General features: G+C 45.7%; 14 protein-coding genes. 12 read left to right on the top strand and 2 right to left on the bottom strand.

Annotated elements, in window-relative coordinates:
• Position 1 precedes the first annotated feature (1 nt).
• The gene (rpmF, locus tag ACEE44_RS03745) at positions 2-184 is read right to left on the bottom strand and encodes a 50S ribosomal protein L32 (RefSeq protein WP_002937589.1); all 183 of its coding nucleotides are present in this window, start codon (positions 182-184) and stop codon (positions 2-4) included.
• A gap of 277 nt (positions 185-461) precedes the next feature.
• Here rpmF and ACEE44_RS03740 point away from each other — a divergent pair, with 277 nt between their 5' ends.
• Both ACEE44_RS03740 and hisS read left to right on the top strand, forming a co-directional pair.
• Positions 462-1,163 carry a hypothetical protein gene (locus ACEE44_RS03740; protein WP_105158707.1) on the top strand — a complete coding sequence of 234 codons (702 nt, stop codon included), beginning with the start codon at positions 462-464 and terminating at the stop codon, positions 1,161-1,163.
• A gap of 380 nt (positions 1,164-1,543) precedes the next feature.
• The gene (hisS, locus tag ACEE44_RS03735; protein WP_449171325.1) at positions 1,544-2,824 is read left to right on the top strand and encodes a histidine--tRNA ligase; all 1,281 of its coding nucleotides are present in this window, start codon (positions 1,544-1,546) and stop codon (positions 2,822-2,824) included.
• A 98-nt stretch (positions 2,825-2,922) separates the two neighbouring features.
• Here hisS and adhP read toward each other — a convergent pair whose 3' ends face one another.
• Entirely contained in the window at positions 2,923-3,948 is a 1,026-nt protein-coding gene (gene adhP, locus ACEE44_RS03730) for an alcohol dehydrogenase AdhP (protein ID WP_332410821.1), read from the bottom strand.
• Between the two features lie 443 nt (positions 3,949-4,391).
• On the opposite strand from adhP, the gene adhE reads away from it, so the two are divergent.
• The 10 genes from adhE (at position 4,392) to mvaD (ending at position 19,078) form a co-directional block, all read left to right on the top strand.
• Complete coding sequence (adhE, locus tag ACEE44_RS03725; protein ID WP_449171324.1) at positions 4,392-7,043, top strand: bifunctional acetaldehyde-CoA/alcohol dehydrogenase; 2,652 nt, start codon at positions 4,392-4,394, stop codon at positions 7,041-7,043.
• A 457-nt stretch (positions 7,044-7,500) separates the two neighbouring features.
• Positions 7,501-8,985 carry a threonine synthase gene (gene thrC / locus ACEE44_RS03720; protein ID WP_449171323.1) on the top strand — a complete coding sequence of 495 codons (1,485 nt, stop codon included), beginning with the start codon at positions 7,501-7,503 and terminating at the stop codon, positions 8,983-8,985.
• A gap of 127 nt (positions 8,986-9,112) precedes the next feature.
• A complete protein-coding gene (locus ACEE44_RS03715) occupies positions 9,113-10,873 on the top strand; it encodes an ABC transporter ATP-binding protein/permease (protein WP_449171322.1) in 1,761 nt (586 codons plus the stop codon).
• Positions 10,866-12,527: an ABC transporter ATP-binding protein gene (locus ACEE44_RS03710; RefSeq protein ID WP_449171321.1), complete on the top strand. Its 1,662-nt coding sequence runs from the start codon at positions 10,866-10,868 to the stop codon at positions 12,525-12,527. The genes ACEE44_RS03715 and ACEE44_RS03710 overlap by 8 nt, the downstream gene beginning before the upstream one ends.
• Positions 12,528-13,121, top strand: coding sequence for an MptD family putative ECF transporter S component (locus ACEE44_RS03705; protein ID WP_332410809.1), 594 nt, complete (start codon positions 12,528-12,530; stop codon positions 13,119-13,121).
• Positions 13,118-13,783: an energy-coupling factor transporter transmembrane component T family protein gene (locus ACEE44_RS03700; protein WP_449171320.1), complete on the top strand. Its 666-nt coding sequence runs from the start codon at positions 13,118-13,120 to the stop codon at positions 13,781-13,783. The genes ACEE44_RS03705 and ACEE44_RS03700 overlap by 4 nt, the downstream gene beginning before the upstream one ends.
• Positions 13,741-15,177, top strand: coding sequence for an ABC transporter ATP-binding protein (locus tag ACEE44_RS03695; protein WP_449171319.1), 1,437 nt, complete (start codon positions 13,741-13,743; stop codon positions 15,175-15,177). The genes ACEE44_RS03700 and ACEE44_RS03695 overlap by 43 nt, the downstream gene beginning before the upstream one ends.
• Positions 15,174-16,448: an MATE family efflux transporter gene (locus ACEE44_RS03690; protein ID WP_449171318.1), complete on the top strand. Its 1,275-nt coding sequence runs from the start codon at positions 15,174-15,176 to the stop codon at positions 16,446-16,448. Before ACEE44_RS03695 ends, ACEE44_RS03690 begins: the two co-directional genes overlap by 4 nt.
• Before the next feature lie 676 nt (positions 16,449-17,124).
• Positions 17,125-18,060 (top strand): mevalonate kinase, encoded by a 936-nt coding sequence (gene mvk / locus ACEE44_RS03685; RefSeq protein WP_105255985.1) that lies wholly within the window; start codon positions 17,125-17,127, stop codon positions 18,058-18,060.
• A complete protein-coding gene (gene mvaD / locus ACEE44_RS03680; RefSeq protein WP_449171317.1) occupies positions 18,053-19,078 on the top strand; it encodes a diphosphomevalonate decarboxylase in 1,026 nt (341 codons plus the stop codon). The genes mvk and mvaD overlap by 8 nt, the downstream gene beginning before the upstream one ends.
• Position 19,079: the final 1 nt, after the last annotated feature.

Here is a 19,079-nt window from a genome sequence, read left to right as displayed (position 1 = left end):
ATTATTCAGCTGAAGCAGCCTTAGCGATTTTACGTCCTTTGTAGTATCCTTTCAAAGATACACGGTGAGAACGTGAGTAATCTCCAGTAGTTTCATCAAATTTCACAGTTGGAGCTGCTACTTTATAGTGAGTACGACGTTTGTTTTTCTTCGCTTTTGAAGTGCGACGTGCAGGTACTGCCATTTCTTTTTTCCTCCGTTAAATATAAGGGCACAGCCCTTTTTCAATCTAAAATAGTGCGTATGACTTTCGTCAACTTTAACAGTATAACAAAAGTTTTTTGTAAAGTAAAGTTACTTGACAGATTTTTTTAAAAATTTTTGCCTCGAATACTTCCTGTGAGCAGAAATTCTCTAACTTTGCTAAAATAATCAAAAAAATGCAAAAAATACTTGACAGCATATATATATATAATGGTTGTAGGACAAGTTCCGATAATTCAAATATGAAGGAGAACTGTATGAAAACAGTTGGGAAGTTTTTCGCGAAAAAGTTGGCTAGCCTTTTGGTCTTATTGCTGGTTTTAGGTCTAGGTATCTTTTGGCTTAGAAATAGTATTTTTGCCTGGTTCCAAGGGACCCACAAGGTTCAGTATGAATTTGTTATCAAGAAGTTTGAAGCGGAAAGCAAGCTGGTTGTGGCAGGAGCTGAGGTAGCAACCACTGCCCCTCAGACCTTTGAAAACAACAAATTAAAGGAATGGCCAGACTGGACAGAGCCCCTTACCAAGCTCTTTGTTGGGCGGGAAATGTCTGTAGATATTCCTGTGCAGACAGAGTTCAAACTGGTCTTGGAAGGAATTGAGCAGTCAGATGTTCACATTCAAAACAACACCTTGACATTCAAGCAGCCTGTCCTTGTCGAAGTTGATTCTCAGCAGCATGGTCAAATCAAAATCAGCAATAATAGCAATGGTCTTGTCGATAAGGCGGTGGATGTATTTACTGCAGGGCAAAAGGCTCAGGAATTTTTAAATGATAAATCCCAAGAAGCCATATACAAGACAAGTGAGGATGTCTTGAATAATGCAGAACGTAAGGAAAAAGTCGCGGCTTTTGCAGAAACGGCTTTAGAAAACCTCCTCAATCTCAACTCCGAAGAAAAACTTGAGGTTGAGATAGAAGTGAGCGACTTGAATTTCCAGATTGTGGATAAGAAATAGTTTTTTAAAACGAGGAGGCTGGGCTCAAGCCCAGCACCGCTTCTCAAAGTTAGTGTCAACATCTCAGCGCAGTGGTTGATTGGCAGATTTGTTCGTGTTTTACACTCCAAATCTGACCTATACGACTGATGCGAACTCTGTTCGCCCTATTCCCAACCTCCAACAGTCCCTACTCTGACTGTTGGAGCTACACGGGGGTGGGAGTGAAACAGTCTGGGGATAGACTGTTTCAGCTCAACAATTAGAAATAAGGACTTGTTGACGAACTCTTCTATGAATGGTCGAGTTCTTTCCCACTCCCTTTTGTCTGCTCTGCCATTTCCAAAAAAGACTAAAATATGATAAAATAAGGGGCAAGATATAGAGAAATGAGAAAGCCCATGAAACTTCAAAAACCAAAAGGAACCCAGGATTTACTACCACAGGATTCTGCCAAGTGGCAGTATGTCGAACATTTTGCTAGGAACATTTTCAAACAGTACAATTATGCAGAAATTCGCACACCGATCTTCGAGCATTACGAGGTCATCAGTCGTTCAGTTGGGGATACAACGGACATTGTGACCAAGGAGATGTACGATTTCTATGACAAGGGGGACCGCCATATCACTCTTCGTCCAGAAGGGACGGCACCGGTTGTTCGCTCCTATGTAGAGAACAAGCTCTTTGCCCCAGAAGTGCAAAAGCCTGCCAAGTTCTACTACATGGGTCCAATGTTCCGTTACGAGCGCCCACAAGCTGGTCGTCTGCGCCAGTTCCACCAGATTGGTGTTGAGTGCTTTGGCTCTAGCAACCCAGCAACAGATGTGGAAACCATTGCCATGGCTTATCACTTCTTTGGAGAGTTGGGGATCAGAGGTATCCGCCTCCACCTCAATAGTTTGGGTAATCCTGAGAGCCGTGCTGCCTACCGTCAGGCCTTGATTGACTACCTGACACCGCTCAAGGACCAGCTTTCTAAGGACAGCCAACGCCGTTTGGAAGAAAATCCCCTGCGTGTGTTGGATTCCAAGGAAAAGGAAGACAAGGTCGCTGTGGAAAATGCACCGTCTATCCTGGACTATCTGGACGAAGAAAGCACAGCCCATTTTGAAGCAGTCAAGTCCATGCTGGACAGCCTAGGTATTGCTTACACCGTTGACACTAACATGGTACGCGGTCTGGACTACTACAACCACACTATTTTTGAGTTTATGACAGAGGTTGGTGGCAATGACCTGACCATCTGTGCCGGTGGACGTTATGATGGATTGGTGACCTACTTTGGCGGACCAGAAACGCCAGCTTTTGGCTTTGGTATGGGGATTGAGCGCCTCATCCTCGTCCTTGAAAAGCAAGGCATTGAGCTTCCTCTCGACCCCCAGTTGGATGTCTACATCGCAGTTTTAGGTCAGGAGGCCAATGGCGGAGCGCTTGAGCTTGTTCAAGCTATCCGCAAACAAGGTTTCCGAGCAGAGCGCGACTATCTGGACCGCAAGCTCAAGGCCCAGTTTAAGTCAGCAGATGTCTTTGGAGCCAAGACCATTATCACACTTGGTGGAAGCGAGCTGGGAAGCGGACAGGTTGTGGTAAAAAATAACCAGACTAGAAGTCAAGTTGAAACAAGCTTGGAAATCTTAAAAACAGATTTCGCAAGTATTTTAGAAAAATTAGACAAGTAGTAGCGAGGGCTGCTACTTTTTTCTGGTTCTAAAAGCAAAAAAGAAGCGACAATTGAGTCGCTTCTAATGAGTCGCTTCTAACTATAGTAGAGTAGAAATTAGTGACTGTGGCAGAAGTCAAGTACCATGCGGCCTTGGATAGTACCAGCAGCCATTTCATCAAAGACGGCTTCTGCATCTTCTACAGGGCGTTTTTGAACAACTGGAACAACTAGACCGATAGCACCAAAGTGGAAGGCTTCTTCTAGGTCTTTACGAGTACCAACCAGAGAGCCGACAACCTTGATACCATCTAGTACAGTCTTCACAATGCTGAGGTCCATGTATTCAGATGGGAGGCCGACTGCAACCACATAACCGCCTGCACGAACGCTGTCAATAGCCTGGTTGAAGGCAACCTTAGAAACAGCCGTTACGACAGTTGAGTGGGCACCGCCGCCAGTTACTTCCTTGATATAGCCAGGCACGTCTTCCACTTCAAGACCATTGATGATGACATCTGCACCGACTTCTTTGGCTAATTCCAATTTGTCATTATTGATGTCTACAGCGATAACGTGGGCATTGAACACTTTCTTAGCGTATTGGACTGCAAGGTTGCCTAGTCCACCTGCACCGTAAATGACAATCCATTGACCTGGTTCTAGGTGTGCTTCCTTAATAGCTTTATAACAAGTAACGCCGGCACAAGTGATAGAACTTGCTTGAGCTGGATCAAGACCTTCTGGAACTTTTACCGCATAGTCAGCTGTTACGATACATTGCTCAGCCATACCACCGTCAACAGAGTAGCCTGCATTTTTTACTGTACGGCAGAGGGTTTCACGGCCAGTAGTACAGTATTCGCAAGTACCACAACCTTGGAAGAACCAAGCAACGCTGACACGGTCGCCGACCTTCAAGCTGGTCACATCAGGGGCGATTTCAGTAACGACACCAATCCCTTCATGCCCAAGAACACGGCCAGGGACCTTGCCAAAATCACCTTGAGCAACGTGTAGGTCAGTATGGCAGACACCACAATATTCAATCTGAACCAGAGCTTCGCCAGTTTCAAGTGGACGAAGTTCTTTTTCAACAACGACAACACCAGTAGATTCTGGATTAACGACAACTGCTTTCATGGCAGACCTCCTATTTATTGTAGCACATTTTTTAGATGTGTTAATATAGATATTTTCTTGTTAATAATATCACATAAAACAAGAAAATGCAAGTAAATCAGAAGAGAGGGGAGTGTATCTGCTTTTGAAAACAATCAGATAATTACTGAAATTTTTTCATAAAAAGCCATTTACTTGTAAGCGTTTTCTTGTTAAAATAGAAACCAAAGGGGTTAGTTGTTAGATTTTTATGTCTTAGGTTTATTTTTGAAGCTGTTAACAGATACATTTCAGAAAGTTTTCTGAAATGTACTCCAGATAAACAAAAAGAAAGCGTTTTCAAAAATAAAACAGAAAAAATGTGAAAAAAATAACAAATTCTCTTTACAAATAAAATAAAAAGTTGTAGAATAAGATTGTGAAAAAATTAACAAAATGTTAATAAGAAAATTTGGAGGAACACAATGGCTGATAAAAAAGTTGTATCACCAGAAGAAAAATTAGCAGAAGCTCGCAAGCACGTTGATGAGCTTGTTCAAAAAGGTTTGGTTGCTCTTGATGAGTTCCGCAAACTTGGTCAAGAAGAGGTAGACTACATTGTAGCTAAGGCTTCGGTAGCTGCTCTTGACAAACACGGTGAATTGGCAATGCACGCTTTTGAAGAAACCAAACGTGGTGTATTCGAAGACAAGGCAACTAAAAACTTGTTTGCCTGCGAGCACGTTGTTAACAATATGCGCCATACAAAAACAGTTGGTGTCATCGAAGAAGATGATGTAACCGGCTTGACCTTGATTGCTGAGCCAGTTGGTGTTATCTGTGGTATCACGCCAACGACTAACCCAACGTCAACTGCCATCTTCAAAGCCTTGATTGCTTTGAAAACACGTAACCCTATCGTCTTTGCCTTCCATCCATCTGCTCAAGAGTCTTCAGCTCACGCAGCGCGTGTTGTCTATGAAGCAGCTGTGGCAGCTGGTGCTCCAGAAAACTGTATCCAGTGGGTAACAAAACCATCTATGGAAGCAACTTCTGAATTGATGAAGCACGACGGTATTGCGACAATTCTTGCAACGGGTGGTAACGCCATGGTGCGTGCAGCTTACTCTTGTGGTAAACCAGCTCTTGGTGTAGGTGCCGGTAACGTTCCTGCCTATGTTGAAAAATCTGCAAACATCCGTCAAGCTGCTCATGATATCGTCATGTCTAAGTCATTTGATAATGGTATGGTCTGCGCGTCAGAGCAAGCAGTAATCATTGATAAGGAAGTGTATGACGAGTTTGTAGCTGAATTCAAATCTTACAAAACTTACTTTGTTAATAAGAAAGAAAAAGCCCTTCTCGAAGAGTACTGCTTCGGTGTAAAAGCCAATAGCAAGAACTGTGCAGAAGGCAAATTGAATGCGGACATCGTAGGTCGTCCAGCTGCATGGATTGCTGAACAAGCTGGTTTCTCAGTTCCAGAAGGGACTAACATCTTGGCAGCTGAAGTTGCTGAAATCGGTGAAAAAGAACCATTGACTCGTGAGAAATTGTCACCAGTTATTGCGGTCTTGAAAGTTGAAGGCCGTGAAGAAGGTCTGGAAGCAGCTCGTCAAATGGTTGAATTCCATGGTCTAGGTCACTCAGCAGCTATCCATACAGAAGATGCGGAATTGGCCAAAGAATTTGGTACAATCGTACGTGCGATTCGTGTTATCTGGAACTCTCCATCTACTTTCGGTGGTATCGGTGATGTTTACAATGCCTTCTTGCCATCATTGACACTTGGTTGTGGTTCTTATGGACGTAACTCAATCAGTGATAACGTAAGTGCGATGAACTTGCTCAACATCAAGAAAGTAGGAAGACGTAGAAATAATATGCAATGGTTTAAAGTTCCTTCTAAAACATACTTCGAACGTGATTCTATCCAATACCTCCAAAAATGTCGTGACGTTGAACGTGTGATGATCGTTACGGACCATGCCATGGTAGAACTTGGTTTCTTGGATCGTATTATTGAACAATTGGATCTTCGTCGTAATAAAGTGGTTTACCAAATCTTCTCAGACGTTGAACCAGATCCAGATATCACAACAGTTTACAAGGGTACAGAATTGATGCGTACCTTCAAACCTGATACAATCATCGCACTTGGTGGTGGTTCACCAATGGATGCTGCCAAAGTTATGTGGCTCTTCTACGAACAACCAACTGTTGACTTCCATGACCTAGTCCAAAAATTCATGGACATCCGTAAACGTGCTTTCAAGTTCCCAGAGCTTGGTAAGAAATCTAAGTTTATCGCGATTCCAACAACATCTGGTACAGGTTCAGAAGTAACACCATTTGCTGTAATCTCTGATAAGGCAAACAACCGCAAGTACCCAATCGCTGACTACTCATTGACACCAACTGTGGCAATTGTTGACCCAGCGCTTGTATTGACAGTACCTGCCCATGTTACTGCTGATACTGGTATGGACGTATTGACCCACGCAACAGAAGCATACGTATCAACAGTAGCCAACGACTTCACAGACGGTCTTGCGCTTCAAGCCATTAAACTTGTCTTTGAAAACCTTGAAAGCTCAGTGAAGAATGCTGACTTCCACTCACGTGAGAAAATGCATAATGCTTCAACTATTGCAGGTATGGCCTTTGCCAACGCCTTCTTGGGTATTTCACACTCAATGGCCCACAAGATTGGTGGACGTTTCCACACAGTTCACGGTCGTACAAATGCTATCTTGCTTCCATACGTTATCCGCTACAACGGTACTCGTCCAGCTAAGACAGCTACATGGCCTAAGTACAACTACTACAAAGCAGATGAGAAATACCAAGACATCGCGAAAATGCTAGGACTTCCAGCTTCAACACCAGAGGAAGGTGTCGCTTCATACGCACAAGCTGTTTATGACCTCGGTGAGCGTATCGGTATCCAAATGAACTTGAAAGCGCAAGGTGTGGACGAGAAAGAACTCAAAGAACACTCTCGTGAATTGGCTCTCCTTGCCTACGAAGACCAATGTACACCAGCTAACCCTCGTCTAGCAATGGTTGACCACATGCAAGAAATTATTGAGGATGCGTATTACGGCTACAAAGAACGACCAGGCCGTTTGAAATAATTTTTCCGTCGAGACTCTGCGTTGGCTTGGCTAGGTGAACTTGAGTTCAACCGTCGTCTTCGCCGCCTTGACTCTCTTAGGAAAAACTGATTTCAAAATGAACGTACAAGTGTTGGTTGTACAAATCATTCCTTGATGGTTTGGGTAGTTTCGTCAATCTGCCTAGAAAGACTTAGGACTAGAAATAGTTCGGTAACAAGTTTAGGCTTGTATAGTAAATCGTGACTTGGTCTGTTGGCCAGGGACCATCCATAGGTAAATTGCCTCCAAACTTTCAATTATACCAGTCTACCATTTAGGTGACTGGTATTTTTATTTGAATGGACAGACTTGGAACGCAATACAGAGTAATATCGTATGGAAACTACTGATAAAGTCTTTCTTTTCCATCATATCTTCCCAATTTTCTGTCAATTTGTGGTAGAATAGAAAAAATAGATTTTTTATGAGGGATACCATGACATTAGTATATCAATCAACACGCGATGTTCAAAATACTGTATCGGCTAGTCAGGCGATTTTGCAGGGCTTGGCGACAGATGGTGGTTTGTTTACACCGATTTCCATTCCAACAGTTGACTTGGATTTTTCTGTTTTGAAAGACGCTTCTTATCAAGAAGTTGCTAAACTGATTTTGTCGGCTTTCTTGGATGATTTCACGGCAGACGAGCTGGACTACTGTATCAACAATGCCTATGACAGCAAGTTTGACACGCCAGTTATTGCCCCAGTGGTTAAGCTAAAAGGTCAGTACAACTTGGAGCTTTTCCGTGGATCAACCATTGCCTTTAAGGATATGGCTCTGTCCATCCTGCCTTACTTGATGACGACTGCGGCGAAAAAGCATGGTTTGGAAAATGAGATTGTTATCTTGACAGCGACTTCAGGCGATACGGGCAAGGCGGCTATGGCTGGCTTTGCGGATGTCCCTGGCACGCAAATCATCGTCTTCTACCCACGCGACGGTGTGTCTAAGGTTCAGGAGTTGCAGATGACTACGCAGACAGGTGCCAACACGCACGTGGTGGCTATTGACGGTAACTTCGACGATGCTCAGACAAATGTCAAACATATGTTCAATGATGAGGCCCTCCGTGCCAAGTTGGCGGCCAAGAAACTCCAGTTTTCATCTGCTAACTCTATGAATATCGGCCGCTTGGTGCCACAGATTGTTTACTATGTCTATGCCTACGCTCAGCTGGTTAAGACTGGCGAGATTGTGGCGGGCGATAAGGTCAACTTCACCGTTCCAACAGGTAACTTCGGTAACATCTTGGCGGCTTATTACGCCAAACAAATCGGTCTGCCAGTTGGCAAGCTCATCTGTGCGTCCAACGACAACAATGTTTTGACTGACTTCTTCTCGACAGGCGTTTACGACAAGAACCGTACCTTCCGCGTGACCACTAGTCCGTCTATGGATATCTTGGTGTCCTCTAACTTGGAGCGCTTGATTTTCCATCTATTTGGCAATGACGCTGGCAAAACAGCCGATCTCATGGAAGCCTTGAACACAGCTGGTCAGTATGACATTCAAGGGGCTGACGCGGATATCCTCTCTCTCTTTGCTGCCGCCTTTGCGACAGAAGAAGAAACCGCTGCGGAAATCAAGCGTGTCTATGACGAGTCAAACTACATTGAAGATCCACATACGGCTGTTGCCTCAGCTGTCTATAAACAGTATGTGGAGCAAACAGGGGACCAAACTCCGACTGTGATTGCTTCTACAGCAAGTCCTTACAAGTTCCCAGTAGTTGCGGTTGAGGCTGTGACAGGCCAGTCAGGTTTGTCTGACTTTGAAGCCCTTGCAAAATTGCATGAGATTTCAGGTGTAGCCTTGCCACCAGCTGTGGACGGCTTGGAAACGGCACCTGTCCGCCACAATACCGTCGTTGCAGCTGCCGATATGCAGGTTGAAGTAGAACGCTATTTGGGTGTTTAGTAAAAAATGACTTATGACAAACTGCTTAAAACAGGCAGTTTGTTTTCTTTTTGTTGTTTAAATTAAAATTTACAGATAATTCAAAGAATGGTATACTAGATGTAAATACTTGTAGATGAGGTGGCGTATGGCACAAGAACAGGAGAAAATCTCCAGAGAAAAGAAAAAAGCCCTCTTGAAGCGACTCAAAGAACGCATCAAACCCAAGATGAAGCTGGTTTATTTGGCAGCCTTTCTATCCTGGGTGCAGTTTTTGATGCGGATTATTTCCTTTTACCTGATTGCTAAGGGCTTTGTGACCTACTATGAGGGCGGGCAGGTTGATTTAGTACAGTTTGTCCTCATCTTGCTGGGGCTCAATGCCTTTGGATATGGTGTGGCCCTGATTGCCAAGCGTTTGCAGGGATTGGGTTCCCAGTTTGCTCGGGATTCGCTCAAGCAGTCTTTCTTTGAGGCTCTCTTGGCTAAGGACGGTCAGTTTGAGTCAAAAGCGACAGCAGCGGATGTCTTTAACATCGCTTCACAGGGAATTGATAGCCTGGATACCTACTATTCCTACTACATGGCATCTTCCTTGCGGACCCAGTTTAACTGTGCGACAGTTCTCTTGCTGGTCTTTCTGATTTTCCCGCTGGGGGCAGTCATTTTCATCTTGGCCTTGCCCCTAATTCCCATTTCCATTATCGCTATGCAGAAGCGGTCCAAGCGGATTATGAATCGCTATTGGGGTTCCTATATGGATGTGGGCAATCTTTTCCTGGACGACCTCAAGGGCCTCAACACCCTCTATTCCTATCAGGCGGAAGCCACCTACGAAAAGACCTTCAATGAACAGGCCGAGGACTTCCGCGATGCGACCATGGAGTTGCTCAGCTTTCAGTTGCAAGCGGTGGGCTACATGGATGCGGTCATGTATTTGGGGATTGGCTTGTCTGGTTTTGTGGCGGTCAATAGCCTAGCGGCAGGCAATTTGTCCCTCTTTAGTGTGCTCTTCTTTGTCCTCATTGCGACGGAGTTTTTTGCACCCATACGGGAGCAGGGCTACGGTATGCACTTGGTTATGATGAATACCAAGATGGCGGATCGCATCTTTGGTTTCTTGGACAGTATGACAGCGGAGCAGGAAATCGATTCTGTCCATGTGCCTGCTTTTGACAGTCTGAAACTGGAAAATCTAGCCTTTGCCTACGGAGAAAAGCCAGTCTTAAAAGATATTTCTATGACCATGACAGCTGGAAAGGTCTATGCCTTGGCGGGCGAGTCAGGGCAGGGGAAAACGACCTTGGCCCAGTTGCTCTTGGGACGCTTGAGGGCGGATAAGGGAGCTATTTACTTGGGTGAGCAGGAGATTTCGACTGTCAGCCAGTTGTCTCTGAATGAACAGGTCCTCTATGTATCTGGTCAATCCACCTTACTCAACCAGTCAATCTATGAGAATTTACGCATGGCTGGTGATTGGTCCAAGGAGGACATCTTGGCTTGGGCAGATCAGCATGGGGTCTTGCAGTTTGTTAAGCATTTGCCAGACGGGTTAGACACGATTGTGGGCGATGACGGTGCTTTCTTGTCGCCTGGTCAACGCCAGCAGGTTATCTGTGCCCGTGCGGTCTTGGCCAAACGCTCGCTCTATATCTTTGACGAGGTGACGTCCAGCGTCGATCAGGACAATGAAGGCTTGATTTACGATTTGATAAACTTGGTGGCCAAGGATGCGATTGTTATTATTATTACACATAAGATGAAACAGGTGGAGCAGGCAGATGATATTCTCTTCTTGTCTGCGGAGGGAGCTGTGACAGGCAACCATGCCACGCTTTATCAGACTAGCCTGGCTTATGGTCAGCTGGTTGATCAACAAAGAGAATTGGAGGAAGCAGTTTATGGATAAGAAAGAAATGCCAACAAGTGTGCTGATTCCGAGACTCTTGCAGTCCATGAAACACCTCTTGCCACGGATTGCGGTGGCGGTTTGCTTTGCGGTCTTGGGACAGGTGGTGACCATTGCTATTCCAGTTATGCTGGTCTATTTGGCTTTCAATGCCCTTACTGGCAATCCTGCTCCGCTATGGACCTTGGGAATCCTCATTCTCCTAGCTCTTTTACGTGGCGCCTTCCGCTATGGTGAGCATTACTTTGGTCATTATGTAGCCTTTCATACCTTGGCGGCCTATCGTCGTTTGATTTTCGCAAAATTTAGGGCCCTGGCTCCTGGGAAATTGGATCGACAGGACAGCGGTAGCCTGCTTAAGATGATTGGGGAGGACATTGAGGCCTTGGAGGTTTTCTTTGCCCACACCATTGCTCCGATTTGTACAGGGATTCTGGTGGCTCTTGGTTTGACAGTCTATTTTGGGTTATCCAGCTGGGTTTTGGCTTTGCTGGCTCTGGTGACCTATGCTCTTTTGGCTATTGCTATTCCAAATCAGTTTGCCAAGCAGCTGCAGCCCTTGCTCAAGGAGCAAAATGCCAGTCGCAAGGACTATGTTTCCTACTTTATTGAAAGTCTCAAGAGCATGAAGGACCTCATGCAGTTCCAGCAGACAGAGGAACGCTTTGCCAATCTGACGCAGAAAAGCCAAGAGGTCAATGGTCAGGAGCGAAAGGTCGCTCAAACTAACTTCATGCAGTATGCTGTTTCCTTTTTGGTGGTTGGTTTGTCGATCATGAGCTTTGCCTGGCTGACCTTTGACTTGGTAGGTAGTCAGAGTTTGGACTTAGCAACAGGAGTAGCCCTGCTGGTTTCTTTCACTAGCTCCTTTGCTCCCTTCTTGGAGCTCAGCCGTCTGCCTCTTGGTTTCAAGCGAGCCATGAATGCTGGTCGCAATATCTATGCTCTTTTGGATGAAAAAGAAGCAGAGCGAACAGGTGAGCTTGTTGAGGTCAGCGTGACGGACATTGCTATCGAGCAACTGGACTTCGACTATGATGACCGAGAAACAGGGCTCTATCGCAACCTGTCTGTCCAGTTTGAACAGGGAGGCATAATTGGTCTGGTCGGTGAGTCCGGTGCAGGAAAAACCACCTTGATGAAATTGATCATGCGGTGGTATGATTGGCAACAAGGGCAAATCCGCCTGTCTGGCTTGAATAGTCGGCAGGTAGATAAGGCCCATTTGCAGGGCTCCTTTGCCTATGTACCACAGGTGCCACAAATCTTCCGCCAGACCATTCGAGAAAATCTTGTCTTGGGTCGGACAGATGTGTCGGACGAAACCATCATGGACTTGGCAGAAAAATGCCACATGAAAGAACGGATTCTGGCAGCACCGCAGGGCTTGGATACGCTTGTGGAAGCCAGTGACTTTTCAGCAGGAGAGGGGCAACGCTTGGAACTCATGCGGGCCCTGCTCAAAAACGCGGACTGCTATATCTTTGATGAGCCAACTAGTAACCTAGATTCGCTCAATGAAGCCCGCTTTATCCAGCTGGTTAAGGAACATTGTCAGGGCATGGTCTTCTTGATTTCTCATAGAAGTTCGACCATGGCCTGTGCGGATACCATTTTCCGTTTGGAAGCCGGGCAATTAGTAAAGGAAAAATAAATGAAGAAATTACAAGTAAAAGATCTGATGGTAACAGGGGCTTTTGCTGCCCTCTACTTTGTTTGTGTTGGTCTAGGAACCTTATTGAGCTTGGCTTTTGATCGGTCGGGTAATATGATGTATGCACCAGCTGGAGCAGCTCTTTTAGCTGGTCCAGTCTATATGCTCTTGATTGCCAAGGTTGGGAAGCCGGGTTCTATTAGTCTAGTCGGTGCGGTCATGGCCTGCTTCTTCTTTCTATCTGGCTATATGACAGCTGCCTTTCTGCCAAGCTTGACCTTTGGCTTACTAGCTGAACTGATCGCAAAAGCTGGTCACTATAAACAAAAATGGGTCAATCTTCTTAGTTATATTGTATTCTCCTTTGGAAATTTAGGACCGATTCTGCTCATGTGGTTCATGCGAGATGCCTATGAAGCTAGTCTATTGGCCCGTGGTAAATCAGCAGAGTATGTGGCCCGTGTCATGCTGGACTTTACACCTGCCAATGTCCTCTGGTTATCCTTTACCATTATCCTGGCAGCTAGTCTGAGCGGCCTCTTTGGACAATATATGGTCAAACGCTACTTTGACCGTTCAGGTTTGGTCGGATGAAACTTGATGCACGCAGTAAGATTCTCTTGGTCGTCTTCACCAGTTTTACCTATGGGATGCGGCTGAGCGGACTGGAAAATGCAGTCTTGGTCTCTGGACTGAGCCTGCTTTTCTGGTTTTCTGGCAAGCCTAGGATGACGGTTGTCGGACTTCTTGGCTACGGATTCTTTTTAGGGCTATCTTATTGGTCAATCTTTCCAGCTTGGTTGACACACTTGTTTGTTGTGATAGGATATATTTGGCCACCGCTTCTGGCAGGGCATTTGCTTCTTATGACCACCAGCAGCTATGACCTTATTCATGGCCTGCGGAAATGGCGGTTGCCTGAAACCTTCCTTTTGACCTTGGGTGTCATGTTTCGCTTTTTACCAGCCATTAAGTCGGACGCCAGACATATCCAGGCTTCCTTGAAGGTCAGAGGAATATTTCTCGGCAGATGGGCTCTGTTTGTCCAACCGCTACGCTATCTGGAATACTTTTTAGTCCCCCTCATGCTTTCTCTCTTGGCAACCGCCCAGGATTTGACGGTGGCAACCTTGACAAAGGGAATGGCTATGGATGGACGTCCCAGTGAATTTGTCAAGTCGCGTTGGACTTGGCTAGATTGGAGTCTTTGCCTATGTTGTCTGATCTTTCTTCTATGGACACGGCTATCACGATAAAACATCTCCAAGTGACCTATGCAGGTGCGGGCAAGACAGCTCTGCAGATCACGGACTTGACCATTCCAGCTGGGCAGTGTGTGGTCCTTTGCGGTCCCAGCGGTTCCGGTAAGTCTAGCCTACTCAAGTTGCTCAATGGTCTGATTCCAGAATATTATCCAGCTCAGGTGACAGGACAGGTGCAGATTTGGGGGCAGGACATCAGACAAGCCAGCGTGGAGGACCTGTCCTATCAAGTTGCCTCTGTTTTTCAAAATCCAGCCACCCAGTTTTTCCATACCCGAGTCCTGCATGAGCTGGTCTTTCCCTGTGAAAATCAGGGGCTTTCTACGGAAGAGATTGCAGCTCGTTTGCAGGAGGTCAATAGTCTCTTTCAACTGGAAGATTTCTATGACAAGCCAATTTTTCAGCTGTCAGGTGGTCAGAAGCAGTTGATTGCTCTAGCAACGGCGACCATGCAGGGCAGTCCCATCTTACTCTTGGACGAGCCAACGGCCAATCTGGACCAGGAGGCTGTCCACAAGGTCCGAGAAGCCCTGCATAAACTGAAAAAAGAAGGCAAGACCATTATCATCGCCGAGCACCTCTTGGCCTATCTGAGCGATTTGGCAGACCGCTACCTCTACTTCCAGGAGGGGCAGCTGATGGCGGATTATCCAGCCAGCGACTTTCTCCATCGGACAGAGGAGTGCCGTCAAGACATGGGCTTGCGGTGCTACGATGCGGCGCCTTATCGGGAGGCAATAGCAGAGCAGGCCAGTCAGTTTGTGTCTGACCAAGAAGGTTTGTCTGTTTCTAACTTATCTGTCAGCCCAGCTGGTAACTTTCTCTATCGGGTAGAGCAACTCTGTCTGGCACCAGGTCAGGTAGTGGGTCTAGTTGGCCCAAATGGCTCTGGCAAAACCAGTCTGGCCAACTATCTGGTGGGACTAGCAGAAGATAAGAAGGCCAGCATTTCTTGGCAGGGGAAAGAACTAACAGCCCGCAAGCGTTTGGAAAAAACAGCCTTTGTCATGCAGGATGTCCACCTGCAACTCTTTGCTGAAAAGGTCCGCAGAGAATTGACTCTAGGGCAGAAAGGCAAGCAACTCGATGAGGAGCTGATCAGTCGGTTTCGTTTGGATAACTTGCTGGACAGGCACCCAGTCAGCCTGTCTGGCGGTGAGCAGCAACGTGTGATGATAGTAGCCAGCTTATTGGCGGATAAGGATATCCTCATCTTTGACGAGCCTTCTAGCGGATTGGACCTGGCTCAGATGAAGGAACTGGCTAGGGTACTGGCCTTGTTGAAAAAAGAAAAGAAGCTGGTCCTTCTCATCTCGCATGATGAGGAGCTCTTGGCGACGGTCTGTGATAAAATCATCGATAGTAAACAATTGAAAAAGGGATTATGAAAAAGCATACAAAAGAAATACTAAGGATTGCCCTACCAGCCATGGCTGAAAATATTCTCCAAATGCTGATGGGGATGGTAGATTCTTACTTAGTGGCTAGTATCGGTCTTGTAGCACTTTCTGGAGTGTCTCTGGCCAACAATATCTTGGCGGTTTATCAAGCGATTTTTATCGCTTTAGCTGCGGCTATCTCAGCTCGTCTGGCTCAGATTTTGGGTCAGGGGAAGATTGAAAAGGTGGGCTACCTTGCTAGTGAAAGTCTAAAAGTGACCCTGTTTGTCAGCTTGGTTTTAGGGGCTGTTGCAGTTTTGGCAGGTCCGTTCTTGCTGTCAGGCTTGGGAGCTGAAGTGGCTGTTGCGCAAGCAGGTGGTCTTTATCTCATCTTGGTTGGCGGTGGGATTCTCTTTCTAGGTTTGATGATGAGTCTTGGTGCCATGCTTCGAACCTTGGGGCAACCCCGGTTCCCCATGTACATCAGTCTCCTGTCCAATTTGTTGAACGTTCTTTTTTCAGCCTTCGCTGTTTTTGTGCTTCATGCTGGCGTGGCAGGAGTTGCACTTGGGACAATCTTGTCACGCCTAATCGGTTGTTTCCTGCTGTGGGCAAAGCTGTCTATCCCTTTTGAAAAATGGACCTGGTCTTGGGATTTAGAACTCATTCGTCTTGCCCTACCAACAACCGGAGAACGTTTGATGATGCGGGCTGGAGATGTGGTTGTTGTCGCTTTGATTACTGGTTTAGGTACAGCGGTTGTGGCTGGTAACGCCATCGGTGAAACCCTCACTCAGTTTAACTATATGCCAGCCATGGGAATCGCAACGGCAACTATTATCTTGACAGCCAAGCATAGACAGGAGCAGGCGGAGGTTGAGGATATATTTAAAAGAAGTTTTTTCCTCTCTCTCTTATTTATGTTACTGGTAGCTGCTACAACCTATTTATCTGGTCCATTTTTGATCAGTTTATATTCAAAAGAATCACAGGTTGTTCAGGCCAGCCAGACAGTTTTGCTCTATTCTATGTTAGGAGTTCCCTTTACAGCTGGCACTCTTATTATGACAGCTCTTTGGCAAGGTTTGGGAAATGCTAGATTACCCTTTTATGCCACAACTATCGGTATGTGGCTAGTGCGGATTGGCATAGCTTATTTACTTGTAACATTTTTTAAAATCGGTTTGTCAGCCATTTGGATTGCAACGATTTTAGATAATGCCTTCCGAGCAGGGGTGCTATTTTTTCAGTATAGGTATTCAAAACAAGAATCAATTTAAGATAAGGCTAAGAAAATTTTCAGTTTCGTTTAAGTTTGTAGCTATATACTATATTCAAGCTAGAAATAGCGAATTTCTTTTTCATATAATCTCCAAAGAACAGTCGACCGCGGTCGGCTGTTTTCGCATCAAGTTTTAAGAAAATAAGTATGAGAACTCGCTTTAGAAAAATCTAAGAAAACTTTCAGTTTCACTTAAGTTTGTTCTTGTATACTATGTTCAAGCTAGAAATAGCCCTTCTTTTTCATATAATCTCCAGAGAACAGTCGACTGCGGTCGGCTGTTTTCGCGTCAAGTTTTAAGAAAATAAGTATGAGAAATCGTTTTAGAAAAATCTAAGAAATCTTTCAGTTTCGCTTAAGTGTGTTCTTGTATACTATATTCAAGCTAGAACTAGCGAATTTTTTTTCATATAATCTCCAGGAAACAGTCGACTGCGGTCGGCTGTTTTCGCGTCAAGTTTTAAGAAAATAAGTATGAGAAATCGTTTTAGAAAAAACTAAGAGATCTTTTAGTTTCGCTTAAGTTTGTTCTTATATACTATGTTCAAGCTAGAAATAGCGAATTTCTTTTTCATATAATCTCCTGAGAACAGTCGACTGCGGTCGGCTGTTTTCGTGTGTTCTATTCTTATGTAAAAATGGTATAATAGTAGTGATTGTGTAAGGAGAAAAGTATGTCAGTAGTAGGAAAAGCAAATGGAAAAATCATTTTGATGGGCGAGCATTCGGTTGTCTATGGCCAGCCAGCAATTGCTATGCCTTTTTCTGCTGTTGAAATTACCGCTCAGGTAAGGGCGCAGGGTCAGGCTCTAAGTGTGGCTTGTGACTTTTACGAAGGCCTGGTTCACAAGATGCCAAAAATCTGGGAAAGCCTCAAGCATGCCATCCGCTTTTCCCTCTACCGTATCGGCGCGCCGACAGATCCTGCTATCCACATCGAAATCAGCTCCACCATTCCTGCCGAGCGAGGCATGGGGTCTAGTGCTGCGGTGGCAGTAGCCGTTGCCCGCGCCCTCTTTGCATACTATGAAAAAGAATTGACCGACAGCGAACTCTGGGATATCGTCCAGTCTTCGGAAAAAATTGCTCACGGCAATCCCTCGGGCATTGATGCGGCGACCACCAGCGGCAAGTCCCCCGTCTTTTTTATCAAGCACCAGCCCATCGAGCCCTTGGAGCTGAAACTCCATGCCCATTTGGTAGTGGCTGATACAGGCGTGACGGGAAACACCTTAGAAGCCATTTCAGACGTGGCTGATTTGTTGGAGAAAAAGCCAGAGGCTATCAAGCTAGTAGAAGAACTGGGCAACTTGACCCGACAGGCCAAGGAAGATTTAGCCACAGACCAGGCAGAGCTTCTAGGTAGCAGAATGAACCAAGCCCATATCCTCCTGCAAGAATTAGGCGTGTCTGATCCCAGCTTGGATAAGCTCGTCAGCCTTGCCCAAGAAAATGGAGCACTCGGAGCCAAATTAACCGGTGGTGGAAGAGGCGGTTGCATGATTGCTCTTGTTAGAACAGGCCAAGATGCTCAAACTCTTGCTCAAATTCTTACCCAAGCAGGCGCCCGCCAAACCTGGATACAGTACTTAGGAGAAACCAATGACTAAACAAACAGGCATTGCCCGTGCCCATACCAATATTGCCTTGATTAAATACTGGGGAAAACGAGATAAGAAATTATTTCTACCCATGAATTCTAGTTTATCCCTGACCCTTGACGCATTTTATACGGATACCAAGGTCGTTTTTGACTCAGAATTGACTGCCGATGAGTTCTATCTCAACGGAATGTTACAAAAAGAAAAAGAAATTTTAAAAATTTCTCGATTTTTAGATTTGTTTTGCGAATATATAGGTGAAAGGGCATTTGCCCGAGTGGAAAGTCTAAATTTTGTTCCGACTGCAGCTGGTTTGGCCAGCTCCGCATCAGCCTTCGCAGCACTTGCTCTGGCAACTGCGACAGCCTTGGATTTAGATTTATCACCAGCCACCCTATCAACCCTTGCTCGTAGGGGCTCAGGCTCTAGCACCCGCAGCCTATTTGGTGGATTTGTCGAGTGGGATATGGGAATTGGTTCGGAAGATTCGATGGCCCACCCCATTGATGATGCGGATTGGGATATCGGTATGGTCGTCTTGGCGGTCAATACCGGACCGAAAAAGATTGCCAGTCGAGAGGGAATGGACCACACGGTTGCTACTTCGCCATTTTATTCAGCCTGGGTAGAAACAGCCAAGCAAGACTTGGTGGACATCAAGGCAGCTATTGCCAGCCGTGATTTTGAAAAACTTGGTCAGATTACAGAGCACAATGGCATGAAAATGCATGCAACAACGCTCTCTGCCAATCCACCCTTTACCTACTGGTCAGCCGATAGCCTGGTGGCTCAAGAGGCCGTCCGTCAGGTTCGTGAGGCAAGTGGCTTATCAGCCTACATGACCATGGATGCGGGACCAAATGTCAAGGTCCTCTGCCGAGCAAGTCAAATGGATGAGCTAGTAGCTGAATTGGCCAAAGTCTTCCCAAGAGAGAAAATTATCACCAGCAAGCCTGGTCCTGCTGCCTACGTCCTCAGTGAAGACGAGTGGCAGACCTCACAAGCAGCGTTTGAAAAGGGCTTGTAGC

It is taken from the genome of Streptococcus sp. 32226D021BW (assembly GCF_053545015.1).
This window is presented reverse-complemented; position numbering and strand designations above follow the sequence as displayed.